Genomic DNA, 20,225 nt, shown 5'->3' on the forward strand with positions numbered 1-20,225 from the left:
AAACAATGGCGGCTGCATGATAAGTATCCGCCGCCCCTTTCACAAGCGGGAGCGGGGAGAAAACTCTGGTACTATTGGGCCCATGAACCGACTCGATCCCCTGTTTGAACAGATCCGGGCCTGCCGCCTGTGCGAGGCCCACCTGCCGCTCGGCCCAAGGCCGGTGATCCGCGGCAACGAGCGCGCCCGTCTGCTCATCATCGGCCAGGCCCCCGGCACCCGGGTACACGCCAGCGGCATCCCCTGGGACGATCCCTCCGGCGATCGCCTGCGCTTGTGGCTCGGGGTGGACAAGGCCACCTTCTACGATGAATCCCGCATCGCCATCATGCCCATGGGGCTCTGTTACCCGGGCAGGGGCAAGTCGGGGGATCTGCCGCCGCGCCCGGAATGTGCCCCCACCTGGCACGACAAGGTACTGATGCTGCTGCCCAACATCGAGCTGACCCTGCTCATCGGCCAGTATGCGCAGGCTTACTACCTGAGGGCGGCGGCGAAAGGATCGCTCACCGAGACGGTGCGACACTGGGCGGACTATGGCCCGGCCTGGTTGCCGCTGCCGCACCCGTCCCCGCGCAACACCCTCTGGCTCAGGAAGAACCCCTGGTTCGAGCAGGCGGTGATCCCCCATCTGCAGCAGAGGGTCGCCCCCCTGCTTGACCCGGCAGGCTAGAGCGCCGGCTCGGCCTGGGGCTTGGGCTTGCTGCGGGCCATGGCGACCAGCGGCAGTATGATGCACAGGCACCCCAGCAGCAGCGGCAGCCCTGGCTGTTCGTCAAACAGCCAGACCCCGATGGCGACCGCCATCAGCAGCCCAGTGTACTCCGCCGAGGCGATCTTGCTCGCCTCCGCCTTGCGATAGGCCATCACGCACAGCCCCGCGTAGACCATGATGAGCGCCGAGGAGCCGAAGGCGGGCCACCACATCTGCCATTGCCACTCGCCCCCTTCCCACCAGGCCAGCGCCAGGATGAAGGGCATGCTCAGCACATTGGTGAAAAACAGGGTCTGGGCGATGGGCTGCTGGAGCGGGATGCGCTTGATCAGCAGGTTGTTGACCGCCAGGGAGAGCGCCACCCCGAGCGCCGCCAGGGCGGCCCAGTTTACCTCGGTCGGGCGCAGCACGATGAGCACTCCGACGAAGCCGAGCAGCGCCGTCAGCACCTTCTGGCGCGAGAGTGCCTCCCCCGCCAGCCAGACCGCGAGCGGCACCATCAGCAGCGGGGCGGCATAGAAGAGGGCGTTGGCGGTGGCGAGCGGCAGCCGGGTGAGGGCGACCACCATCAGGCAGACACCGACGGCCCAGATGTGGGCCCGCAGCAGGTGCCACTTGAGGGCTACCGGCGGGTTGCGCCGCCAGGACCAGAGCAGCCAGGGGGCGAGCAGCAGGGCCGCGGAGAGCTGGCGGAAAAAGACAAATTGGAAGATGGGCTGGTCCGGCTCCAGCACCTTGACCAGGGCATCGGAGAAGACCGCCACCATGTTGCCGAGCACCAGATAGAGGATGCCTATCCCGACTGCATTCATACCACCTCCAGATTCAGATGAGGGGAGGGTAGCCCGCGGCCTGTTATCCAGTAAAATGATAAAAAATCATCACGCATGAGAAATTTGGATAATGAAGCTGCCCCCCCTGCGCGCCGTTCAATATTTCGAGGTGGTTGCCCGCCTGCTGAGTTTTTCCCGCGCCGCCCTGGAGCTCAATGTCAGCCAGAGTGCGGTCAGTCACCAGATCCGTCTGCTGGAGGATTTTCTGGGGGAGCGGCTGCTGCTGCGCCAGGGGCGGCTGCTCTCCCTGACACCCCAGGGGGAGATCTATTTCGAGGGGATCGCCGCCGGGTTGGTCCAGATTGCCCAGAGCAGCGAGCAGTTGCGCGGTGGAGGCGAGATGCGGGTGCGGCTTGCGGTCTACAGCTCCTTTGCGGTGAAGTGGCTGATCCCGCGCCTGGCCGGGCTGCGCCAGCTCTATCCCGAGCTGGATCTCAGCCTGGAGATGGTGGCGGAAGATCCCGAGCTCTCCGACAGGGTGGCGGACGGTTTCATCACCGTCTCCCCCGAAGGGCCGGGCTACATGCACGATCTGCTCTATCGGGAGCGGCTGATGCCGGTGTGCAGTCGCCGGATGTGGCAGCAGGTGGAAGGGGAGTGGCCCGCTACCCTGTGGCAGCTGCCGCTGCTCTCCATCCAGGCTATCTACCGCGAGAAGGGGGAAGATTGGCGGCGCTGGGCCGAAATGGGGGGGCTGAGCATTCCCCCCGAGGCGAGGGTGCACCATTTCAGCCATATCCTGCTCGCGCTGGAGGCGGCGAACTGGGATCAGGGAATGGCGCTCATCAACGACTACATGTTGCAGCCGGAAGATCCGCGTCTGGTGCGGCTGCCCCTGCACGCCCTCGAGACCGGCGACAACTTCTATTTCGTCTTCAAGCGCTCGCGCGCCCATGAACCCGCCATCAGCCGGTTGCGTCAGTGGCTGTGGCAGGAGTCGCAGGCGAGCCTGAGACCCGGGGAAAACGAGCCTCTCAGGCGCGTCTGAACGGGCTGGGGGCCCTATGCAGAATGGACGGCGCAGCCCACGACGCAGGTGTCTGATTCGGAAGGCCTGATGGCACTGGCGAGACCAGGGCCATCAGGAGCGGGTCAGGTGCGCTTGAACTGGCCCAGTACAAAGAGGGTGGTGGCGCAGACTACGACCGAGGGACCGGCCGGGGTGTCCTGATACCAGGAGAGGGCAAGGCCCCCCAGCACGGCGAGACAGCCTGTCAGGGCGGCAAAGCCGGCCATCTGCTCCGGAGTCTGGCTGAAGCGGCGGGCGGTGGCGGCGGGAATGATCAGCAAGGAGGTGATGATGAGCGCCCCGACGAACTTCATGGCCACGGCGATGACCAGGCCTATCAGCAACATCAGCACGCAGCGCAGCACATCCACCCGCACCCCTTCCACCCGGGCCAGCTCTTCCGAGATTGTCATGGAGAGCAGGGGATCCCAGAGCCGCCACAGGGTGAGCAGCACCAGGGCGCCGCCGCCGTAGATCCAGAGCAGGTCCATGGGCTGCACCGAGAGCAGGTCGCCAAACAGGTAGGCCATCAGATCCACCCGTACGTTGTCCATGAAGCTCAGGGTGACCAGACCCAGCGACAGGGCGCTGTGGGCCAGAATGCCGAGCAGGGTGTCGGTGGCCACCTGCTGGTTGCGGCTCATGATCACCAGCAGCATGGCCATGGCGAGGCAGCAGACCACGACCGCCAGGGTGAGGTCCACCTGCAGCAGGATGCCGAGGGCGATGCCGAAGAGGCAGGCATGGGAGAGGGTGTCGCCAAAATAGGCCATCTTGCGCCACACCACGAAGCTGCCAAGCGGCCCGGCCAGCAGGGCGATGCCGAGTCCGGCCGCGAGGGCGTATAACAGAAAGCTGTCCACGTGAAGATCCTAGTTGTTGCGAGAGGGCAGGCGGATGACGGGGGCCTGCGGTTCATGATGATGGTGTTCGCCATCGCAGTGGTGATGGTGGGTATAGACCGCCAGCACCTCCCGCTCCGGTCGCCCGAACAGGCGGGCAAATTCCGGGTGACGGGCCACGCTCTGTGGCTCGCCGTGGCAGCAGACGTGGCGATTGAGGCAGATCACCTCGTGAGTGCTGGCCATCACCAGGTGCAGATCGTGGGAGACCATCAGCACGGCGCAGTGGAACTCGGCGGCCAGCTGGCTGATGAGGGCATAGAGCTCGATCTGGCCCGTGATATCTACCCCTTGCACCGGTTCGTCCAGCACCAGCAGCTCGGGCTTGACCAGCAGGGCGCGGGCCAGCAGTACCCGCTGCATCTCGCCACCGGAGAGCTTCTGCATCCGGTTGTCCAGCAGATCCTGGGCACCGACCCGATTGAGCGCCTCCTCGATGGAGAGGCGGCTGTTCTTGCCAAGTTGCAGGAAGCGGCGCACCGTCAGGGGGAGGGTGGGGTCCAGATAGAGGCGCTGGGGTACATAGCCGATCCGCAGATCGCGGCGGCGGACGATGTCCCCCGAATCTGGGCTGAGCAAACCCAGCACCAGCTTGCTCAGGGTGCTCTTGCCCGCCCCGTTGGGGCCGACGAGGGTGGTGATTTTGCCTTTGTTCAGGGTAAAGGAGACCTTGTCGAGCACGAGTCGTCCGTCAAATGAGAGACAGACCTCTTTCAGCTCCACCAGTTGGGTCATGACAGCTCCGGGGTTTACAGCCTGTGAGAGTTATAATATAACAGCGACGTTGGTTTGTTATATTATCACACACATACTCCCTGACGAGACCTCTATGCGAATTCTTGCTCTGATCACTGCCCTGATGGCGGTGAGTCTGCCTGTCCGTGCCCTCGAGGTGCTGACCACCATCAAACCCCTGGGCTTCATCGCGGCGGCGATCACCGATGGCGTGAGCGAGCCCGGGGTGCTGCTGCCCACCGGCGCGTCTCCCCACGATTTTTCCTTGCGCCCTTCCGACATGCGCAATATCAAGGAGGCCGATCTGGTGGTGTGGGTCGGTCCCGAGCTGGAAGGCTTCATGGCCAAACCCCTGGCCCGGCATCCTCATGTATTGACCCTGACCCAGGTTCCCGGCATGCCGCTGTACAACTATGCGACCCAGGGGGAACATGACGAGCATCACCATGACGACAAGGATCATGACCATGCCGCCCACGACCACGGCTCGCACGACGAGGGCCATGAAGGGCACCACCACGAAGGGGTGGATCCCCACATCTGGCTGGGTCCAACCCAGGCCAAGGTGATTGCCAAGGCGATTGCGACCGAACTGGGCAAGCTGGATCCTGCCAACCAGGCGCGCTATGCCGCCAATCTCGCGGCCTTCGAGGGCAAGGTGGACGCCCTGGACAAGGTGATCGCCGTGCAGATGAAGGCGGTGGATCAGAAGGGCTACTTCGTGTTCCACGAAGCCTATGGATACTGGGAGCGCCACTACGGCATGAGCTCCAAGGGACACTTCACCGTGAGCCCGGAGCGTCGCCCGGGAGCCAAGACGCTGATTGACATCCGCAAGGCGCTGGAAGAGAAAAAGGCGAGCTGCATCTACGCCGAGCCGCAGTTCTCCCCGGCGGTGATCGAGTCGGTTGCCCGCAATACCGGGGCCAAGGTGCTGCTGCTGGACGAAGTCGGCGAGCAGGTGGCGCTTGGTCCGGACGGTTATCCGCAATTCATGCAGCAGTTGGCGGATGCCTTCGCCCAGTGCCGCTAGGCCTTGCCCGACATTGACGATAGACGCGGCGCGGCCAACTATACTGACCTCCAGCATCTGATATGGAGTGTCAGTCATGAAATGGTTGCTCGTCTCTGCCTGCACGCTGACCCTGCTGGGATCCGGCATACAGGCATCCGGTCTTTCCGAACACATCGCCAGCCCGGAACTCAGGGCAAAAATGCAGGCGGTCTATGGCGCCAGAGCGATCCAGCGGTCCGAGGCCTTCTCTCGTCTGCTGACGCCAAGGGCCGGAACGACGGACCAGCAGAAGCTGGAGCTGGTGAACAACTACTTCAACAACCTGACCTACAGCGAGGATCCCAGACTGTGGGGGGATGATGATTATTGGGCCAATCCGCTGGAGTTCATCGGGGCGAGAGGGGGGGATTGCGAGGACTACAGCATCGCCAAGTACTACACCCTGATGGAGCTGGGGGTCGACGAGAAGAAGCTGCGGCTGGCCTATGTGAAGGCAATTCGTTACAACCAGTTCCACATGGTGACGTTGTACTTCCCGACCATCAAGTCAGATCCCCTGGTGCTGGACAACATCAATGGCCGCATCCTGCCGGGGAGCAAGCGCAATGATCTGCAGCCGGTTTACAGTTTCGATGCCAAAAGCATCTGGATCATGAAATCCCGCCGCGAGGGAACCCTGGCGGGGAGTGCCGATCGCCTGGCCCAGTGGACCTCGATGCAGAGCCGCTTCTCCAGCGAGCATCTGCGCTCCCCCCGTCGCCAGCTATAACTTGCCCGCCGCCTTCAACTCCTCGAAATATTTTCCCGCACCCGGATGCTGTTCGACACTCAGCACCGGGCCTATTTTGTTGCGCGCCTTGTGAAACAGGTTCGCATAGCCATAGGTCTGTTCGTTGAAACTGGTTTGCTGGCTCAGCATGGCCCGGGTCAGCCGATAGACCTCGTCATCGGGAGTGGCGGCATTGGTCACCAGGGTGGCGGCGATGGCGAAGGTGGGGGTTGCCTTGAGGTTGCCCGGGTAGATGCGTGCCGGCACCTGGCTGCGCTGGTAATACCTGACCCCTTTGAGCAGCTGGTCCCTGACGGGCCCCTCGATCGCCAGGAAGCGCACGGCGCAGCGCTTGGCGGTGTCCAGCACGATGCGGTTGGGATGACCCATGACAAGGCCATAGGCATCGATCTGTTTATTGCACAACGCTTCGGAGAGATTGGCGACGCTCTTCAAATCAAGATCCTGCTCCTTTGCACCCAAAACATTGAACAGGGCCAATGCCGTTTGCCGAGTCCCTGAACTCTTCAGGCCCATGTCGATGGGGGCCAGCTTGAGCTGCTCCAGGGTGGTGATATCCCCATCGGCTCGCACCACTATGGTGAAAGGTTCGGCGTGGGTGGCAAAGAGAGCCCTCAGCTCGCGTTGTGGTTGGGCAACGAAAGGCCCCGTTCCCTGGCTGGCCTGATAGAGCCAGTCTGACTGGACGAGGGCATAGGGGACCTCTCCCGCTTTCAGCTGGCGGAGATTTTCGATGGACCCGGAGCTGGCCTGCAGTTTGCAGGGCATCGTGGGGTCACTTTTTTTGGCCAGTCTGCAGAACTCCTTGATGACCTGGTAATAGATGCCTTGCTCCCCCCCGGTGCCTATGGTCATGGTGGTCGCGTGCAGGGTCGGTTGCCACAGCAGGGCAAGCAGCAGCAGCGGGATCCTCATGATGCATTCTCCTGAGTGGCATAACCATCGATGCCCCAACTGCGCAGCATGTCCACATCGCTCACGTCGCCGGCTTCCGCCAGCAAGGTGTAGCCGGAAGCATGGAGGCATTGGGAGAGCAGGTTCCAATAAAGGGGGGACTGGGTGAGCTGGCAACTGATGAAGACGGGTCTGATGGAGTCGAGTCTGGCCAGATTGTCGTTGTTCATCGGGATGTTGCTGAACGCCAGCTCAATCCCCTGGGACTGGAGTGCAGTCAGTCGCTCCTCGGCCAGGGGGGGGAAGATAGCCAGATCCCAGCGCCAGTCCAGCGTCTTGCCACGAGCGCTGGCCAGCACGGGGGCAAACTGCGCCCAGTCTGGATGGCCGAGCAGGCTGAGAGGCAGTTGGAGCCCTTCCGCCTTCTGGGTCAGCCAGTCGTTGAGCAGCGCCCGAATTTCATCCGGCGAGCTGTCCGTGGTGGGGGGGTGCTTGGGTAACAGGCGGCTGTAGAGCCTGATACTCCCCTGAGTGGAGAAGAAATGCTGCTGATAGGTGTTGCCATCGGTGTCGACCAGACCAACGAGCTTCTGGTGGGTCGGGAGGGCGTCGTGCTTGCCAAGCTGGGTGATCTTCAGCCGTTGTTGCAGCAGGTCCCGCTTGCGTTCGGAGACCAGCTGGTTGATGGAGACGACGACTTCCTGCAATTCGCGAAGCCACGGGGTTGGCAGGTTGCCGCTGAACTGGCGTTTGCGGATCCGGGTCAGCTGCTGACTGACTTGTTCGAGGGGGTGCATCAGGCGGCGGCACACCCAGGTGATCACCAGGCTGAACACCAGCAGGCCGACGAGCAACGCGAGCCCGGTACGACTGATGGCGTTCCACAGATGCTGGTAGGCGTAACCCTTGTGCCCCTCGAGCGTGAGGGTACCGAGAATGCGCCAGCCGTCGGTCAACTCCTGCTCAATCTTGACCGGTGGCATGTCGATAACTGAGGGGAGCCAGCCTGGAATATTTTGCTGTGCGGTGTGGAACACCTTCTGGAACAGCACCTGGCCATCCGGATCCAGCAGGACGACGGAGTTGACGAAACCTCCGTCGAACATGGCGTTCACTATGGTCTCGGCAAGGACTTTGTCATCGTTGAGCAAGGTACCCTGCAGCACCAGCCCCAGCGCGGTGATGGCGGTTTCAAGGTTGGCCGACATCTGGTCGAGAATAGACTGTCGTACCGTGGTGATCTCCAGCATGAGCAGCAGCGCGGCGCCGATGGTGAAGAGGATCAGAATGATTACATTTAACAATTTTGCCAATGACATACCCACTCCATGGAGATGTTTTTGCAACATTTTCTGGGCCGGAGAGCACCACAACCGGACTTGGTTCTTAAAAATAGAAAAAAATGGCTGAAAATGACGATCATTTCTGCCCATGCTGGAAGGTTATGCATAAAATGTGAGTTTCGTGCATGGAGCTATGAACTTTTTGTAAGTATTTAGGTCTAAAAGCCAGATATTCGGTTTTCATAATAAAAACTCATAAAAACAGACCCACAACCACCACCCTTAGATCTAATAACAGGATAGCGGATGAAACGTCTCCGTCCCTTGGTAGCCCAGGCTGCCAATTGGGAACCCCCGGTTCCCCGCAAGCATTTCTATGCCATGCTATTGCTCACGGCCATGACGCTGTCAGCGGTAGCCGTATTGCCAGCTCCCGGTGACATCCTGGAGCGGCCACTGCGTCTGGAGTTGCCGATCGCCACCACGGGCACCGCAACCAACGAAGACAACACCGACTTCAACGACATTCCGGATCACGAGCTGGTCGAGTCAGCTGCTCCCGAAGACGACATCCCGGCGGATGCCACGCCTCAATGGCAGGATTACCGGGTACGCAACGGCGAGAACCTGACCACCATCTTCAACAACCTGGGGCTGTCCACCACCACCCTCTACAAGGTGCTGGATGCGGATGCCAAGAACAACCTGGCGCGTCTCAAACCCGGTCAGACCATCGAGTTGCTGATCGATCAGGACAACATTCTGCAGCAGCTGAAGATCCGCCTGAACATCAAGCAGACCCTGGTGCTGGAGCGTACCGACGACACCTATAGCGCCAACATGCTCAATGAAGAGGTGGAGTGGCAACAGAAGAGCTATGACGGTGTCATCAACGGCAGCTTCTACGTCAGCGCCCGCAATGCCGGGATCCCGGCCAACCACATCCAGAAGATTGCCAACCTGTTCCAGTGGCGCCTCAACTTCGCCAAGGATTTGAAAAAAGGTGACAAGTTCAAGGTGCTGGTCCGCCAGGAGACGGTCGAGGGCAAGAGTACGGGCAATACCCAGTTGCTGGGGGTCGAGGTGTTCAGCCAGGGCAAGGCCGTGTCAGCCTGGTTGTCGGAAGATGGCAACTATTATGACGGTCAGGCAAACAGCCTGGAGCGCGGCTTCCGCCGTTATCCGACTCACAGCCGTTACCGGGTCAGCTCCAGTTTCAACCCGAATCGCCGTCATCCCATTACCGGGCAGGTCCGGCCCCATGAGGGGACCGACTTTGCCCTGCCAGTAGGCACGCCCATCATGGCGACCGGTGACGGTGTGGTCCTCAAGGCAACCAGCCACCCGCTGGCAGGCACCTATGTCGTGATCAAGCACGGTCGTACCCTGATGACCCGTTACCTGCACCTGAGCAAGCTGCTGGTGAAACCCGGGCAGAAGGTGAAAATGGGCGACAAGATAGCCCTCTCCGGCAACACGGGCCGTTCCACCGGTGCTCACCTGCACTACGAAGTACGCATCAACAACCGGCCGGTGGATCCCATGAAGATCAAGCTGCCGATGGCGGAGCCGCTCTCCGGCAAGGACAAGCGTCAGTTCCTCGCCAAGGTGAAGAGCTACCGCAAAGAGATGGAGGCGGGCTGAACGGCTCCCTCCTGACGAAAAAGGCCCCGCCAACTGGCGGGGCCTTTTCATTGCAGAACGGCTTCAATAACCCTTGTCAAAGTCGATCCGGCCGTCCAGCTGCTGACCATCAATGAAGCGGATGTAGTTGCGGATGAAGATCTGGGCCACATCTTCCGGGAAGCTGTAGGCGCTGTTGTGGGGCGTCACGATGAGATTGGGCTGGTGCCAGAGCGGGCTGTCAGCGGGCAGGGGTTCCTGCTCGAACACATCTAGCACCGCCATGGCGGGTTTGCCGGCTTGCAGTGCCGCCAGCAGCTCCCCCTCATGGACGGCATTGCCCCTGCCGACGTTGAAGAAGATGGCGCCCGCTTTGCAGTGGCTGAAGCGTTCGGCGGTGAAGAGATGGCGTGTCTCGCGGGTGGCGGGCAGCACGCTGACGATGACATCGGCTTGGGCCAGCATCTTGTTGAGTGCCGGCAACTGGTACACCTGATCGAACCCGGCACGCTCACGGCCACTGTGACTGATGCCGAGCACCCTCATGCCAAAATGTTTGCCGGTGTGGGCGATATGCTGCCCTATGCTACCGGTGCCGAGCAGCAGCAGCGTCTTTCCCTTCAAGCCCTGATAGGGATGGCTCTGCCAGACGCCCTGTTGCTGCTGCTCGCGATAGAGTGGCAACTGGCGGGTCAGGCTGAGCAGATGGCCGAACACATACTCGCTCATCAAGGGGCCGAAGATGCCGCGGACATTGGTGAGCAGGTAGTCGCGGCGGCAACTGGCGTCCAGCAGCACATCGACCCCGGCATAAGTCGACTGGAGCCAGCTGAGCTTGCCGGCCTTGGCCAGCAGCGGCTTGGCCCGGGCAGGCTCGGCCATCAGGATATGAGCGTCACCGATAAGCTGTTCGGCCTCGGCCTGATTGTCGGCCCGAAGAATGTGCAGATGGGGAAGATGGGCCGCCTTGAGCAGGCGTTCATAGTGGCTGTTGTCCTGACTCAACAGCAGCAGGGTACGTTGGCTCATACTCTTGTTCCTTATCGTGTTTATGGCAAGGCGAGAGGGATGCTGTCTCCATCTTACCCCAGTTGATCGGGCAAGATAGTCGAGCAGGGCGCTTTTTCATTTTTAGACGGGGCCCTCGTGGGCTACAATCTGCCCCACATTTTGCAAAGGATCCGACTCCAGTGTTTGGTGACAAGTTTTATAAGCGACTGGCCGAGCTGCAGCCCTGGCAGCAAACCGTCTATACCCTGGCGCTGGCAGAGCGCATGTACCCCAACTATGTGCTCTTTACCCAGGCCTCCGGTTTCGGGGATGCGAGGGCATTCCGTCACGCGCTGGATCAGATGTGGAACTACCTGACGGTCAAGGGATCCCGCGTCAATCTTGGTGCCATTCTGGAAGCGTTTGAAGTCTACATTCCCGATCCCCGCAAGTTTGAATCCTACGGCGCCTATCCGGCACTGGACGCCTGCGTGGCGCTGGGTTGTGCCTACAACTCGGTGATCTGCCGGGTGGGGGAAGAGGCCAACGACGCCAGCCATGCGTCTGTCGGCACGGTCGCCGGCTTCATCGAGATGCTGGAAGAGCGGGATCTCAGCGATGATGAGCTCTATGAGCACGAGTACATGGAGGCGGAGCTGGAGTTCCAGGTCGAACTGCTCAAACGGGTGGCCCATGAACGGGACAGCGACCGCATCCTTGCCATCCGCGCCTTCGCGGCCCAGGACGGCGTCTCCAACATCGGCATCAGCCTGGAGGCGTAACGCCATCGCGTACTGCCCATAAAAAAGCTCCCGGCCGGGAGCTTTTTTATCTCTGAGCGTTCATTTTTTGGTGTGTGAGAAAGCATTTATGCATTTTTTTCAAATGGTTAACTTTTTTTCTCCTGATTCTTAGGGGCCATTCGTTGCTGTTGTAAGCTCGCTTCTATTGGTTGCACTTGACAGAGAATCACCGACGAGAACATCTCCATTACTGAGGTCATCTATGAATGCAACAGAGCTTTGGCAGCTTTCCCCCGAGCAATTCAACGAGTGGCGGCGTGAGAACGATTATCCCCGTATCTGGGCGCTGCTGGTGGCGTCGCTGCCCCATTTCGACGACTGGATGGCGGAGCAGAAGATAGAAAAAAGCGTGATCTTCCAGATCGGCATCGCCCGCTTCATCAGCTCCCGCTGCGTGCTGAGCCTTTGTGTCTACATGAGCGACGACAAGGTCCGCCTGTATGAGAGCGCCTCGAGTGCACTGGAATCCCTGCGCAAGAGCGGCCTCATCCGCTCGGAGACCCGTTTCGAGCCTTACAGCATGTGGCTGGCGGGAAAACATGGCAATGACGAGGTGAAACGGGTGCAAAGCCTGCTCTCGGTCTCGGAGAACAACAAGGGGGAGGCCCAGGTGCTGGGCAAGCATCGTCTGCTCAACATCGGCGGTGTTGCCCTCAAAAGCCCCATCATCTCCGGCCGGTTGCTCGATTTTACCTGTCTCGACGAGCTCTCTCTCGATGGGGCCGTCAACAACTCCAAGGTTTATCTGTGGCACTGCTCGGCCAAGGGGGTCAGGGTCAATGGCGGGGTGATTGGGCTCGATCTGTTCGACTCCCTGCTGTGGGACCACAGGGCCTGGGCCAAGAAGCGGGAGCTGGCGCTGGAGGACGGGGTCTTTCAGGACTTCACCATAGAGTGCGAGGAGATCCGCTTCCACTCCTCCCGGGCGGTGCTGAAAAACTTCAGCGTCAGCGCCAAGAACTTCGATGCCACCATGGAGCACACCAACCTGGACAAGGTGGAGGTGGTCTACAACCACAATGGGCGGATCGACCACAACGAGGCGAGCAAACTCTATCGCAATGCCAAGCGCCTCTTCTCCAGCGTGGGTGACACCGTCGATGCCGGCGAGTGTTACTACAAGGAGAAGCTGCACGAGATGAAGTCCCTGGCGAGCCCGCGGGAGCTGTTCCGGGAGCGCTGGTTGCGAAGCGGTCCGATGACGAAGTGCTGGCTCTCCCTGCTGTGCTATCTCAAGTGCGCGGGCAAGTTCATCAGCTTCATCACCTGGGGGTTTGGGGAGCGTCCCATCAGAAGCTTGCTGATGTCGATGGGGGTGATCCTGCTGGCGACCCTGACCTATTTCCTGGCGCCGGAGTCTGCAACCCACGGCCATCTGGGGCGCTCTCTCTATTTCAGCATCGTCACCTTCGTGACCCTGGGTTATGGGGACATCTCCCAGACCTCCTCGCCGCTGCAACTGCTGTCGGCCATCGAAGCCTTCTGCGGCATGTTCCTGACCGGTCTCTTCCTCGCGGGTTTTGCCTCGAAAACCAAGCAGTATTGACGGGAGCGCCGACGGCGGGTGCCAGCAGTGCCCGCCTCCGGTGCCCTCCTGCTGTCTTCCCATCCCTCCCGGCTGGCCCGGCGACCTCGCTTGACGCAGCGGCGGTGGAGCGACTTTATTTAAAGTCATCGCATGCCATGGCAAGCGATGGCGCCACCAGCGCCCGGACATGACGCAATCAGAGGAGAAAGCCCGGTATCGATCCGCCAACCACCGATGTAGAGAAGGAATAACGCTATGATATTGAATCACTTATGGGGATTGTATGCCCATCCCCACACCGAATGGCATACCATAGACGAGCGGCACGACAGCTTCAGAAACAGTCTGACTCACATCCTGCTCGTGGCCCTTATCCCTCCCATCTGCGCCTACTATTCCGCCGTTCACATCGGCTGGAGCATCGGGGTCGGCGATCCCATCACCCTGACCGCCAACAGCGCATTCAAGCTGTCGGTCGCCATGTACGTGACCCTTATCATCGGCGTGCTGGCACTCTCCTATCTGGTGCACTGGATGGGGCATACCTTCGGCTCGGATCCCAGCTACACGACCTCGCTGGAGCTGGCGGCCTACACCTCCACGCCACTCTTCATGGTGGGCTTCTCCGCTTTCTTCCCGCATCTCTGGTTCGTGATGCTCATCGGTCTGGTCGGGCTGACCTATTCCGTCTACCTGCTCTATATCGGCGTGCCCATCCTGATGCACATCACCAAGGAGCAGGGATTCATCTACGCCAGCTCAGTGGTGACGGTCGGCCTGGTGTTGCTGGTCTGCGTGCTGGCTGCCACGGCCATCCTGTGGGGATCCGGCTTCGGTCCCGTCTTCACCCAGTAGCCGTGCGTGCCGACGGCAACGACGACAAGGGCGCCTTGATGGCGCCCTTGTCGTTGATCTCTCGCCTGGTCGGCGTGTCTTTGCCAGACCCGGGAGGGAAGTCGTCTGCGTTGATCAGCGGGGATTGCCGCTGCCGATGCCGAACGGGATGCGGTAATCGCTGCTCTGATCGCCGAGGCTGACGGTCAGGTTGCCCTGGGCGCGGCTCGGGATCTGTACCTGTTGGGTACCCATCAGGTTGGCGTGGACGGAGGCCACCAGATCACCGGATTCATCGCGCACCTCCAGCATGGGGTTGGCCTTGCCAGCCATGGCGGCGCTGGCATGCCAGTTCACGAACAGCACACCCGGGGTGGCGTTGAAGTCGGCGGGGACGGAAGCCTGGGCAACACCGGCACTCATCAGGCCTGCAACGGCCAGCATCTTGATCACGTTTTTCATGTTCATTCACTCTCTTGGTTTTTATGTCATTGGCAAGGCCTGACAGGCCTGCATCAATGCATCCTTGCAAGAGGTCATTCAAATGGTGTGTTGTTTTGTCACGGATGTTTGTCACCCATGTGTATGGGGGACTGCCATGAACGACCAGTTGTTTTGCGGCTTGGCGCTCCTGCCTAAGCGATGTGTGAATATTAAGCGCCTCACCCGGTCATTGTTAGCGAGATAAACTGGCCTACACGTTCAAAAAATATGAATGATTTTTTTGTGGGGGGACATAGACGGGTTGGAGGGTGTTCACCCTTCCGGAGAGAGGTGCATGTCCCAGACCTGACACCGGATTGTCACATCCGGTGCGTACTGTGCGGCTTCATTTTCACACTGGTTCAAGGATGACTATGTTTCGCGTCTCTTCCCTTGCCGCCTGCGTGGCGGCCACCCTGCTGAGCGGCTGCCATTCGGGCAATGACTCCTCCTCGCCCGCCGTCGGCGACTATCAATACAGCACCAAGGCGGTCTATGCCGCCCGTCAGGCAATGAACAGCTATGAGGTTGCCCCTGAAGGCTTTAGTCCCGTCTTCACCGAACTGGTGGCACGCCATGGCTCCCGCTCGTTGTCGAGCCCCAAATACGATGTGCTGACCAAGCTGGTGTGGGAGGAGGCCGCAAGACAGGGGGCCTTGACCGAGCTGGGCCAACGGCTCGGCGCCAAGGTGGACGCCGTCACGGCCGCCAACCAGACCCTCGGCTATGGCCTGCTGAGTGCGCTCGGCAAGGAGGAGCACGCCAACCTGGCGACCCGGCTCGCCGAACGGCTGCCCACCCTGCTGACCACTGAATCGACTCCCCTCTGCCTCAAGGTCGAGACATCGGGCAAGGATCGCGCCAACGAAAGCGCCTACTTCTTCATGCAGAGCCTGGCCAAACGGGTCTCTCTGGTGACGGACAGCCCCGACTGTTACGTCAGCCAGGAGAACCCTTCCGAGATCGACAAGGGGCTGCGCAACAAGTTCGAGCTCTACTTCCACAAGACCGAGCCACAGGGGGAGTACACCCGGTATCTGCCCACCTTCCAGGCCTATCAGGCCTTTGTCGGGGACGAAGACAACGGGGTGGCTCCTGCTCCCGAGCTGACCGAGGTCCTCGATGCGCTCAAGGCCCTGCCCAGGACCCGGGTGATGGCCCGCGAGATGCTCGAGCGTCTCTACAGCAAGGCTTTCGTCGACGAGCTGGCCGCCGGGGTGGATTATGTGGCGGTGAACCCGGAAGACGGCGGCAAGACCCATGTGCGTGACGAGGTGGACGCCGCCCTCATGCTCTACAACCTCTTCATCATCGGCCCGGGGATGATCCGGGAGGCGCAGGCACAAGGCGGGTCCTGGGATCTCGAGCAGTTCATCACGCCAGAGGAGTCTGCCTGGTTCTCCTACCTCTCCGATGCCGAGGACTTCTACGAGAAGGGGCCGAGTCTTGCCAGCCAGAGCGCCACCTACGCCGTGGCCCAGCCCCTGCTTGACGGCCTCTTCAACGAGGTACAGACCCAGGTGGTGGAAGAGGCGGGCGAGCATGTCGCCAAGCTGCGCTTCGCCCATGCGGAGACCCTGATCCCGCTGGCGGCCCTGATGAAGCTGGAAGGGAGTCGTCAGAGCGCCCAGCCCGGCGTGCTGATGAGCCAGGAAAACAACGAATGGCGTGGCGGCTGGGTCTCTCCCTATGCGGCCAATATCCAGTGGGATGTCTACCGCAACGAGGCCGGCCGGGTGCTGGTGAAGATGCTTTACAACGAGAAGGAGCTCGCCTTCAAGGCAGGTTGCGCCCCCATTGCGGTGGGCAGCTTCTTCTATGACTTCGGCGAGCTCAAACGCTGTTACGACTACTCGTCCTGACGCGCTCGTGCCATCCCCGGGGCCGGTCATCGCCGGCCCCGATTTTTTTGGTTCAGGCGGAGCCCGCTTGTCGACGACCCGCCTGCCAGGTGGTGCCCATGGAGGCGGCGATGATGGCGGTTATCCCGAGCCATTGGGACGGGGGCAATTGTTCGCCCAGCCATACCAGTCCCATCAAGGCTCCCATGGCCGGTTCACCGCTGGTGAGAATGCCGTAGCTCTTGAGGGGAAGGCGGCGCAGGGCAAACATCTCGAGAGAGTAGGGGATGGCGCTCGAGAGCAGCCCCACCCCGATGATGGTGAGGATCACGGGGACGGTGAATGACGCCTCGATCGCACCCTCCAGCCCGAAGGGCAATACCAGCAGGGTGCCCACCCACATGCCCAGCGCCGGAGCCTGTGCGCCCAGCAAGGCTCCTGCCCGCTTTCCGGTGAGCATATAGAGCCCCCAGAAGAGGCCAGCCCCGAGAGCCAGTGCGGCCCCCAGGGGATCGATGGCCTGCTGTGTTGCCCGCAGGGGCAAGAGCAGCAGCAGCCCGGCGATGGCCAGTATCAGCCAGATGAAGTCTGCCCGGTGGCGTGAGGAGAGCAGGGCCACCGTCAGGGGGCCGATGAACTCGATGGCCAGGGCTACGCCGAGGGGAATGCGTGCGATGGCCAGATAGAAGAGCAGGTTCATTGCCCCAAGCGACAGGCCGTAGGGGATGGCGCCAAGCAGGGTGCGTCGGTCGAGGGGGGCACGCCAGATGCGAAACACCAGGGAGAGGAGGAGGGCGGCGCACCCCAGCCGGAACAGGGTCGTACCTGCGGCACCCAGCAAGGGAAACAGGGATTTGGCCAGGGAGGCGCCGAGGGTGATCGACAGCATGGCGAGCAGGACGGCCAGAAGAGAGGAGAGGGCATTGGGATTGGGTTGCATGGTGTTCATACCGGGCAGGACGATGAGCAATAAAATATATCTGGATACTTGGGTAAAACCGGTCTAATACTGGCCTTGTGCGATAATTTTTATCTAATGAACCCCATGACCGACAAATTTGATCTGCTCATCCTTGCCGAGCTGCAACAGGATGCCCGTCTGCCCACGCCGGAGCTGGCCCACAGGGTCGGTCTTTCCGCCCCAGCCTGCTACCGCCGCGTCCGCGCCTTGCGGGAGTCCGGTCTCATCGAGCGGGAAGTGGCGCTGGTGGCACCGTCCACCATGGGCTGGCCCATCACCATGCTGGTGCTGGTGACCCTGGAACGGGATCATGGCCGCATCGTCGATGAGATGATCGCCAGCCTGCAGCGGGAACCCGAGGTGATGGATCTCTGGTATGTGACGGGGGAGCAGGACTTCGTGCTGCAAGTGGCCGCCAGGGACATGCAAAGTTACGAGCAGTTCACCCGTCGGGTGCTCCATGCCAGGGATCAGGTGCGCAGTTTCAAGACTCTGGTGGTCATGGGACAGCACAAGCGTTGCGGCGCCTTGCTGCCCGGGTAAAGAGGGGGCTGCGCCGAAGCCTTGGCGGCATTGCGGGAGCGCCGTCAGGGAAACGAACAGGGGCAGGTACGGCCTGCCCCTTCTGTGTCAGCCAGGTGCCCCGGGCGCCAGCTCCTCTGCCGTCATGGGGCGCAAGACCCGGCAGGGATTGCCGACCGCCACCACGCCTGCCGGAATGTCTCTGGTGACAACGGACCCCGCCCCGATGACGCTGTTGTCCCCTATGGTGACGCCCGGGCAGATGACGACGCTGCCCCCAATCCAGACGTTGTTGCCGATGCGCACCGGCTTGCCGAACTCCACCCCCTTGATGCGAGGCGCTACCGCCACCGGGTGGGTAGCGGTGTAGATCTGCACTCCGGGGGCCAGCAGCACGTTGTCGCCTATGTGTACCTCGCACACATCCAGGATGGTGCAGTTGAAATTGGCGTAGAAATTCTCGCCGACAAAGATGTTGGTGCCATAGTCGCAGAAGAAGGGGGGCGTGATGAAACAGCGTTCTGCGCGGCCACCCAGCAGGCGGGTGAGGCGCTCATCCCAGCCAGGGGCATCGGTTCGCTCCCGGTTCAGTTCTCCCAGCAGGGCGCGGCACTGCTCCCGCGCAGCCCGCAGTTCGGGGTCCCCTGCATCATAGGGCGCTCCCGCCACCATCTTCTGCCACTCGGGGCCACGCACGGCGGGCCGCTGCACTGTTGTTGCGTCAGTCATCATTGCTCCATCAGCCAGATCAGGGATTCGTAAGGGCGCAGCTTGCAGGATTGCGGGCGGGCCGGGCTATCCGGGTAGTTGCCAAGCAGCAGTCGCCCCTCCCCGCTTTGCAGCTCGGCAGGCAAGGCAAACTCCACCGGCTCGCCGTAGAAGTTGCTCGCCACCAGCAGGGTCTGACCGTGGGCGCGGCGGGCATAGGCCCAGATCTGCGGGTGCCCGGTCAGCAGCTCCTGATAATCCCCCTGAGTGAAGATGGGGTGCGCCTTGCGAAGGGCGATGAGATCCCGATAGTGCCAGAACACCGAGTGCTGGTCGGCGAGCGCCGCCTCGGCATTGATCTCGGGGTAGTTGGCGGCAGGCTTGAGCCAGGGCGTCCCGCTGGTGAAACCGGCGTTGGGGGCGGCACTCCACTGCATCGGGGTGCGCGAGTTGTCCCGGGACTTGGCGCCGAGAATGGCGAGGATCTCGGCCTCGCTCATCCCTTCAGCCTGCTTGATGGCGAAGATGTTGCGGCTCTCCACATCCTGATAGTCGTCGATGTGCTGATAGCCGGGGTTGGTCATGCCGATCTCCTCCCCCTGATAGATGTAGGGGGTGCCTTGCAGGCCGTGCAGCGTGCTGGCCAGCATCTTGGCGGCGACCACCCTGTGCTGACCCTCATCGCCGAAACGGGAGACGATGCGCGGCTGATCGTGGTTGCACCAGAAGAGCGCCGACCACCCCTTGCCGTGCATGCCGCACTGCCAGTGGTTGAAGATGCGCTTGAGTTCGAGGAAATCGAACGGTGCCTTGGTCCACTTGTCGCCGCCCGGGTAATCCACCTTGAGGTGATGGAAGTTGAACACCATGGAGAGCTCGGAGCCATCCAGCGCGCCATAGCGCTGGCAGTGCTCCAGGCTGGTGGAAGACATCTCGCCCACCGTCATGGCCCCCACGGGGGCGAAGACGTCGCGGCTCACATCCTGCAAAAATTCGTGGATGCGCGGCCCGTCGGTGTAGAAGCGGCGGCCATCCCCCACCTCGTCGTCAGGGAATGCCTGATCCTTGGAGATGAGGTTGATGACGTCGAGCCGGAAACCGTCCACCCCCTTCTTGGCCCAGAAGTGGATGATGTTTTTCACCTCGGCACGTACCGCCGGGTTTTCCCAGTTGAGATCCGCCTGCTCGCGGGCAAAGAGGTGCAGGTAGTACTGACCGGTGGCCGGGTCCAGCTCCCAGGCACTGCCGCCAAACTTGGATTGCCAGTTGTTGGGCACGCCGCCGTCCACCGGATCTTTCCAGATGTAATAGTCGCGATAGGGGCTGTTCTTGTCTCCCAGCGCCGACTTGAACCAGGCGTGCTCGGTGGAGGTGTGATTCACCACTATGTCCATCACGATGCGGATGCCGCGCGCATGGGCGGCGCCCAGCAGGGCCTCGAAGTCGGTCATGGTGCCGTAGGCGGGATCTATGTTGAGGTAATCGGCGATGTCGTAGCCGTTGTCCACCTGGGGGGAGACGTAGACCGGGGTCAGCCAGAGGGCATCGACGCCGAGGGTCTTGAGGTAGTCGAGGCGGGCCATGATCCCCTTGAGATCACCGGTGCCACGGGCGCCGGAATCCTGAAAGCTTTTGGGGTAGATCTGGTAAATCACGGCGCTTTGCCACCAGGGTGTCTGTGTCATGGTTGGTTCGCTCATTGGTTGAAACCGGATTAGTTGGAACAGGGCAACGATAAAAGGCGGAGCCAGGGCTC

The 20,225-nt window shown here is 61.4% G+C and carries 20 protein-coding genes; 10 read left to right on the top strand and 10 right to left on the bottom strand.

The genetic code is table 11. The annotated features are described in order from the left end of the window. Positions 1-82 precede the first annotated feature (82 nt). Positions 83-673: a uracil-DNA glycosylase family protein gene (locus AB5Y50_RS20700; protein ID WP_010672800.1), complete on the top strand. Its 591-nt coding sequence runs from the start codon at positions 83-85 to the stop codon at positions 671-673. Here the strand turns inward: AB5Y50_RS20700 and AB5Y50_RS20705 are convergent. Next, positions 670-1,527 (bottom strand): DMT family transporter, encoded by an 858-nt coding sequence (locus AB5Y50_RS20705; RefSeq protein WP_010672801.1) that lies wholly within the window; start codon positions 1,525-1,527, stop codon positions 670-672. The two genes, AB5Y50_RS20700 and AB5Y50_RS20705, sit on opposite strands and share 4 nt — an antisense overlap. 91 nt (positions 1,528-1,618) lie before the next feature. Between AB5Y50_RS20705 and AB5Y50_RS20710 the strand changes: the two genes are divergently transcribed. Further along, positions 1,619-2,536 (top strand): LysR substrate-binding domain-containing protein, encoded by a 918-nt coding sequence (locus AB5Y50_RS20710; protein ID WP_319882960.1) that lies wholly within the window; start codon positions 1,619-1,621, stop codon positions 2,534-2,536. A 104-nt stretch (positions 2,537-2,640) separates the two neighbouring features. Here AB5Y50_RS20710 and znuB read toward each other — a convergent pair whose 3' ends face one another. After that, positions 2,641-3,420, bottom strand: a complete 780-nt coding sequence (gene znuB, locus AB5Y50_RS20715) for a zinc ABC transporter permease subunit ZnuB (RefSeq protein WP_319882961.1) — start codon at positions 3,418-3,420, stop codon at positions 2,641-2,643. Between the two features lie 9 nt (positions 3,421-3,429). Beyond that, complete coding sequence (gene znuC, locus AB5Y50_RS20720; RefSeq protein WP_202044571.1) at positions 3,430-4,194, bottom strand: zinc ABC transporter ATP-binding protein ZnuC; 765 nt, start codon at positions 4,192-4,194, stop codon at positions 3,430-3,432. A 94-nt stretch (positions 4,195-4,288) separates the two neighbouring features. On the opposite strand from znuC, the gene znuA reads away from it, so the two are divergent. Beyond that, positions 4,289-5,227 (top strand): zinc ABC transporter substrate-binding protein ZnuA, encoded by a 939-nt coding sequence (gene znuA, locus AB5Y50_RS20725; RefSeq protein ID WP_319882962.1) that lies wholly within the window; start codon positions 4,289-4,291, stop codon positions 5,225-5,227. Positions 5,228-5,303: 76 nt separating this feature from the next. Beyond that, complete coding sequence (locus AB5Y50_RS20730) at positions 5,304-5,978, top strand: transglutaminase-like cysteine peptidase (RefSeq protein WP_041212317.1); 675 nt, start codon at positions 5,304-5,306, stop codon at positions 5,976-5,978. On the opposite strand, the gene AB5Y50_RS20735 is transcribed toward AB5Y50_RS20730, so the two are convergent. Next, positions 5,973-6,914 carry a TAXI family TRAP transporter solute-binding subunit gene (locus AB5Y50_RS20735; RefSeq protein ID WP_319882963.1) on the bottom strand — a complete coding sequence of 314 codons (942 nt, stop codon included), beginning with the start codon at positions 6,912-6,914 and terminating at the stop codon, positions 5,973-5,975. The genes AB5Y50_RS20730 and AB5Y50_RS20735 overlap by 6 nt on opposite strands. Beyond that, positions 6,911-8,212, bottom strand: a complete 1,302-nt coding sequence (locus AB5Y50_RS20740; protein WP_182935192.1) for a LapD/MoxY N-terminal periplasmic domain-containing protein — start codon at positions 8,210-8,212, stop codon at positions 6,911-6,913. The genes AB5Y50_RS20735 and AB5Y50_RS20740 overlap by 4 nt, the downstream gene beginning before the upstream one ends. A gap of 270 nt (positions 8,213-8,482) precedes the next feature. On the opposite strand from AB5Y50_RS20740, the gene mepM reads away from it, so the two are divergent. Beyond that, positions 8,483-9,820 (top strand): murein DD-endopeptidase MepM, encoded by a 1,338-nt coding sequence (mepM, locus tag AB5Y50_RS20745; protein ID WP_010672809.1) that lies wholly within the window; start codon positions 8,483-8,485, stop codon positions 9,818-9,820. A 63-nt stretch (positions 9,821-9,883) separates the two neighbouring features. On the opposite strand, the gene AB5Y50_RS20750 is transcribed toward mepM, so the two are convergent. Continuing rightward, a complete protein-coding gene (locus AB5Y50_RS20750) occupies positions 9,884-10,828 on the bottom strand; it encodes a D-2-hydroxyacid dehydrogenase (RefSeq protein ID WP_182956634.1) in 945 nt (314 codons plus the stop codon). Between the two features lie 161 nt (positions 10,829-10,989). On the opposite strand from AB5Y50_RS20750, the gene AB5Y50_RS20755 reads away from it, so the two are divergent. The 3 genes from AB5Y50_RS20755 to AB5Y50_RS20765 all read left to right on the top strand — a co-directional run bounded on the left by AB5Y50_RS20755 (position 10,990) and on the right by AB5Y50_RS20765 (position 13,975). Next, positions 10,990-11,571 carry a YjaG family protein gene (locus AB5Y50_RS20755; RefSeq protein WP_010672811.1) on the top strand — a complete coding sequence of 194 codons (582 nt, stop codon included), beginning with the start codon at positions 10,990-10,992 and terminating at the stop codon, positions 11,569-11,571. Between the two features lie 223 nt (positions 11,572-11,794). Next, a complete protein-coding gene (locus AB5Y50_RS20760) occupies positions 11,795-13,138 on the top strand; it encodes a potassium channel family protein (RefSeq protein WP_319882964.1) in 1,344 nt (447 codons plus the stop codon). Between the two features lie 237 nt (positions 13,139-13,375). After that, complete coding sequence (locus AB5Y50_RS20765; RefSeq protein WP_029314835.1) at positions 13,376-13,975, top strand: Yip1 family protein; 600 nt, start codon at positions 13,376-13,378, stop codon at positions 13,973-13,975. A 114-nt stretch (positions 13,976-14,089) separates the two neighbouring features. Here the strand turns inward: AB5Y50_RS20765 and AB5Y50_RS20770 are convergent, their stop codons facing one another. Next, the gene (locus AB5Y50_RS20770; RefSeq protein ID WP_039039727.1) at positions 14,090-14,422 is read right to left on the bottom strand and encodes a hypothetical protein; all 333 of its coding nucleotides are present in this window, start codon (positions 14,420-14,422) and stop codon (positions 14,090-14,092) included. A 383-nt stretch (positions 14,423-14,805) separates the two neighbouring features. Between AB5Y50_RS20770 and AB5Y50_RS20775 the strand changes: the two genes are divergently transcribed. Further along, positions 14,806-16,299 carry a histidine-type phosphatase gene (locus tag AB5Y50_RS20775; protein WP_103243776.1) on the top strand — a complete coding sequence of 498 codons (1,494 nt, stop codon included), beginning with the start codon at positions 14,806-14,808 and terminating at the stop codon, positions 16,297-16,299. Positions 16,300-16,351: 52 nt separating this feature from the next. Here AB5Y50_RS20775 and AB5Y50_RS20780 read toward each other — a convergent pair whose 3' ends face one another. Next, positions 16,352-17,227 carry a DMT family transporter gene (locus tag AB5Y50_RS20780; protein ID WP_102949257.1) on the bottom strand — a complete coding sequence of 292 codons (876 nt, stop codon included), beginning with the start codon at positions 17,225-17,227 and terminating at the stop codon, positions 16,352-16,354. A 96-nt stretch (positions 17,228-17,323) separates the two neighbouring features. On the opposite strand from AB5Y50_RS20780, the gene AB5Y50_RS20785 reads away from it, so the two are divergent. Continuing rightward, the gene (locus AB5Y50_RS20785; protein ID WP_039039724.1) at positions 17,324-17,782 is read left to right on the top strand and encodes an Lrp/AsnC family transcriptional regulator; all 459 of its coding nucleotides are present in this window, start codon (positions 17,324-17,326) and stop codon (positions 17,780-17,782) included. Positions 17,783-17,869: 87 nt separating this feature from the next. On the opposite strand, the gene AB5Y50_RS20790 is transcribed toward AB5Y50_RS20785, so the two are convergent. Next, positions 17,870-18,490, bottom strand: coding sequence for a sugar O-acetyltransferase (locus AB5Y50_RS20790; RefSeq protein ID WP_039039723.1), 621 nt, complete (start codon positions 18,488-18,490; stop codon positions 17,870-17,872). Continuing rightward, positions 18,490-20,154, bottom strand: a complete 1,665-nt coding sequence (treC, locus tag AB5Y50_RS20795) for an alpha,alpha-phosphotrehalase (protein ID WP_102948911.1) — start codon at positions 20,152-20,154, stop codon at positions 18,490-18,492. Before treC ends, AB5Y50_RS20790 begins: the two co-directional genes overlap by 1 nt. Positions 20,155-20,225 lie beyond the last annotated feature (71 nt).

This window comes from Aeromonas sp. s6, assembly GCF_040907815.1.
Taxonomy (GTDB): Bacteria; Pseudomonadota; Gammaproteobacteria; order Enterobacterales; family Aeromonadaceae; genus Aeromonas; species Aeromonas caviae.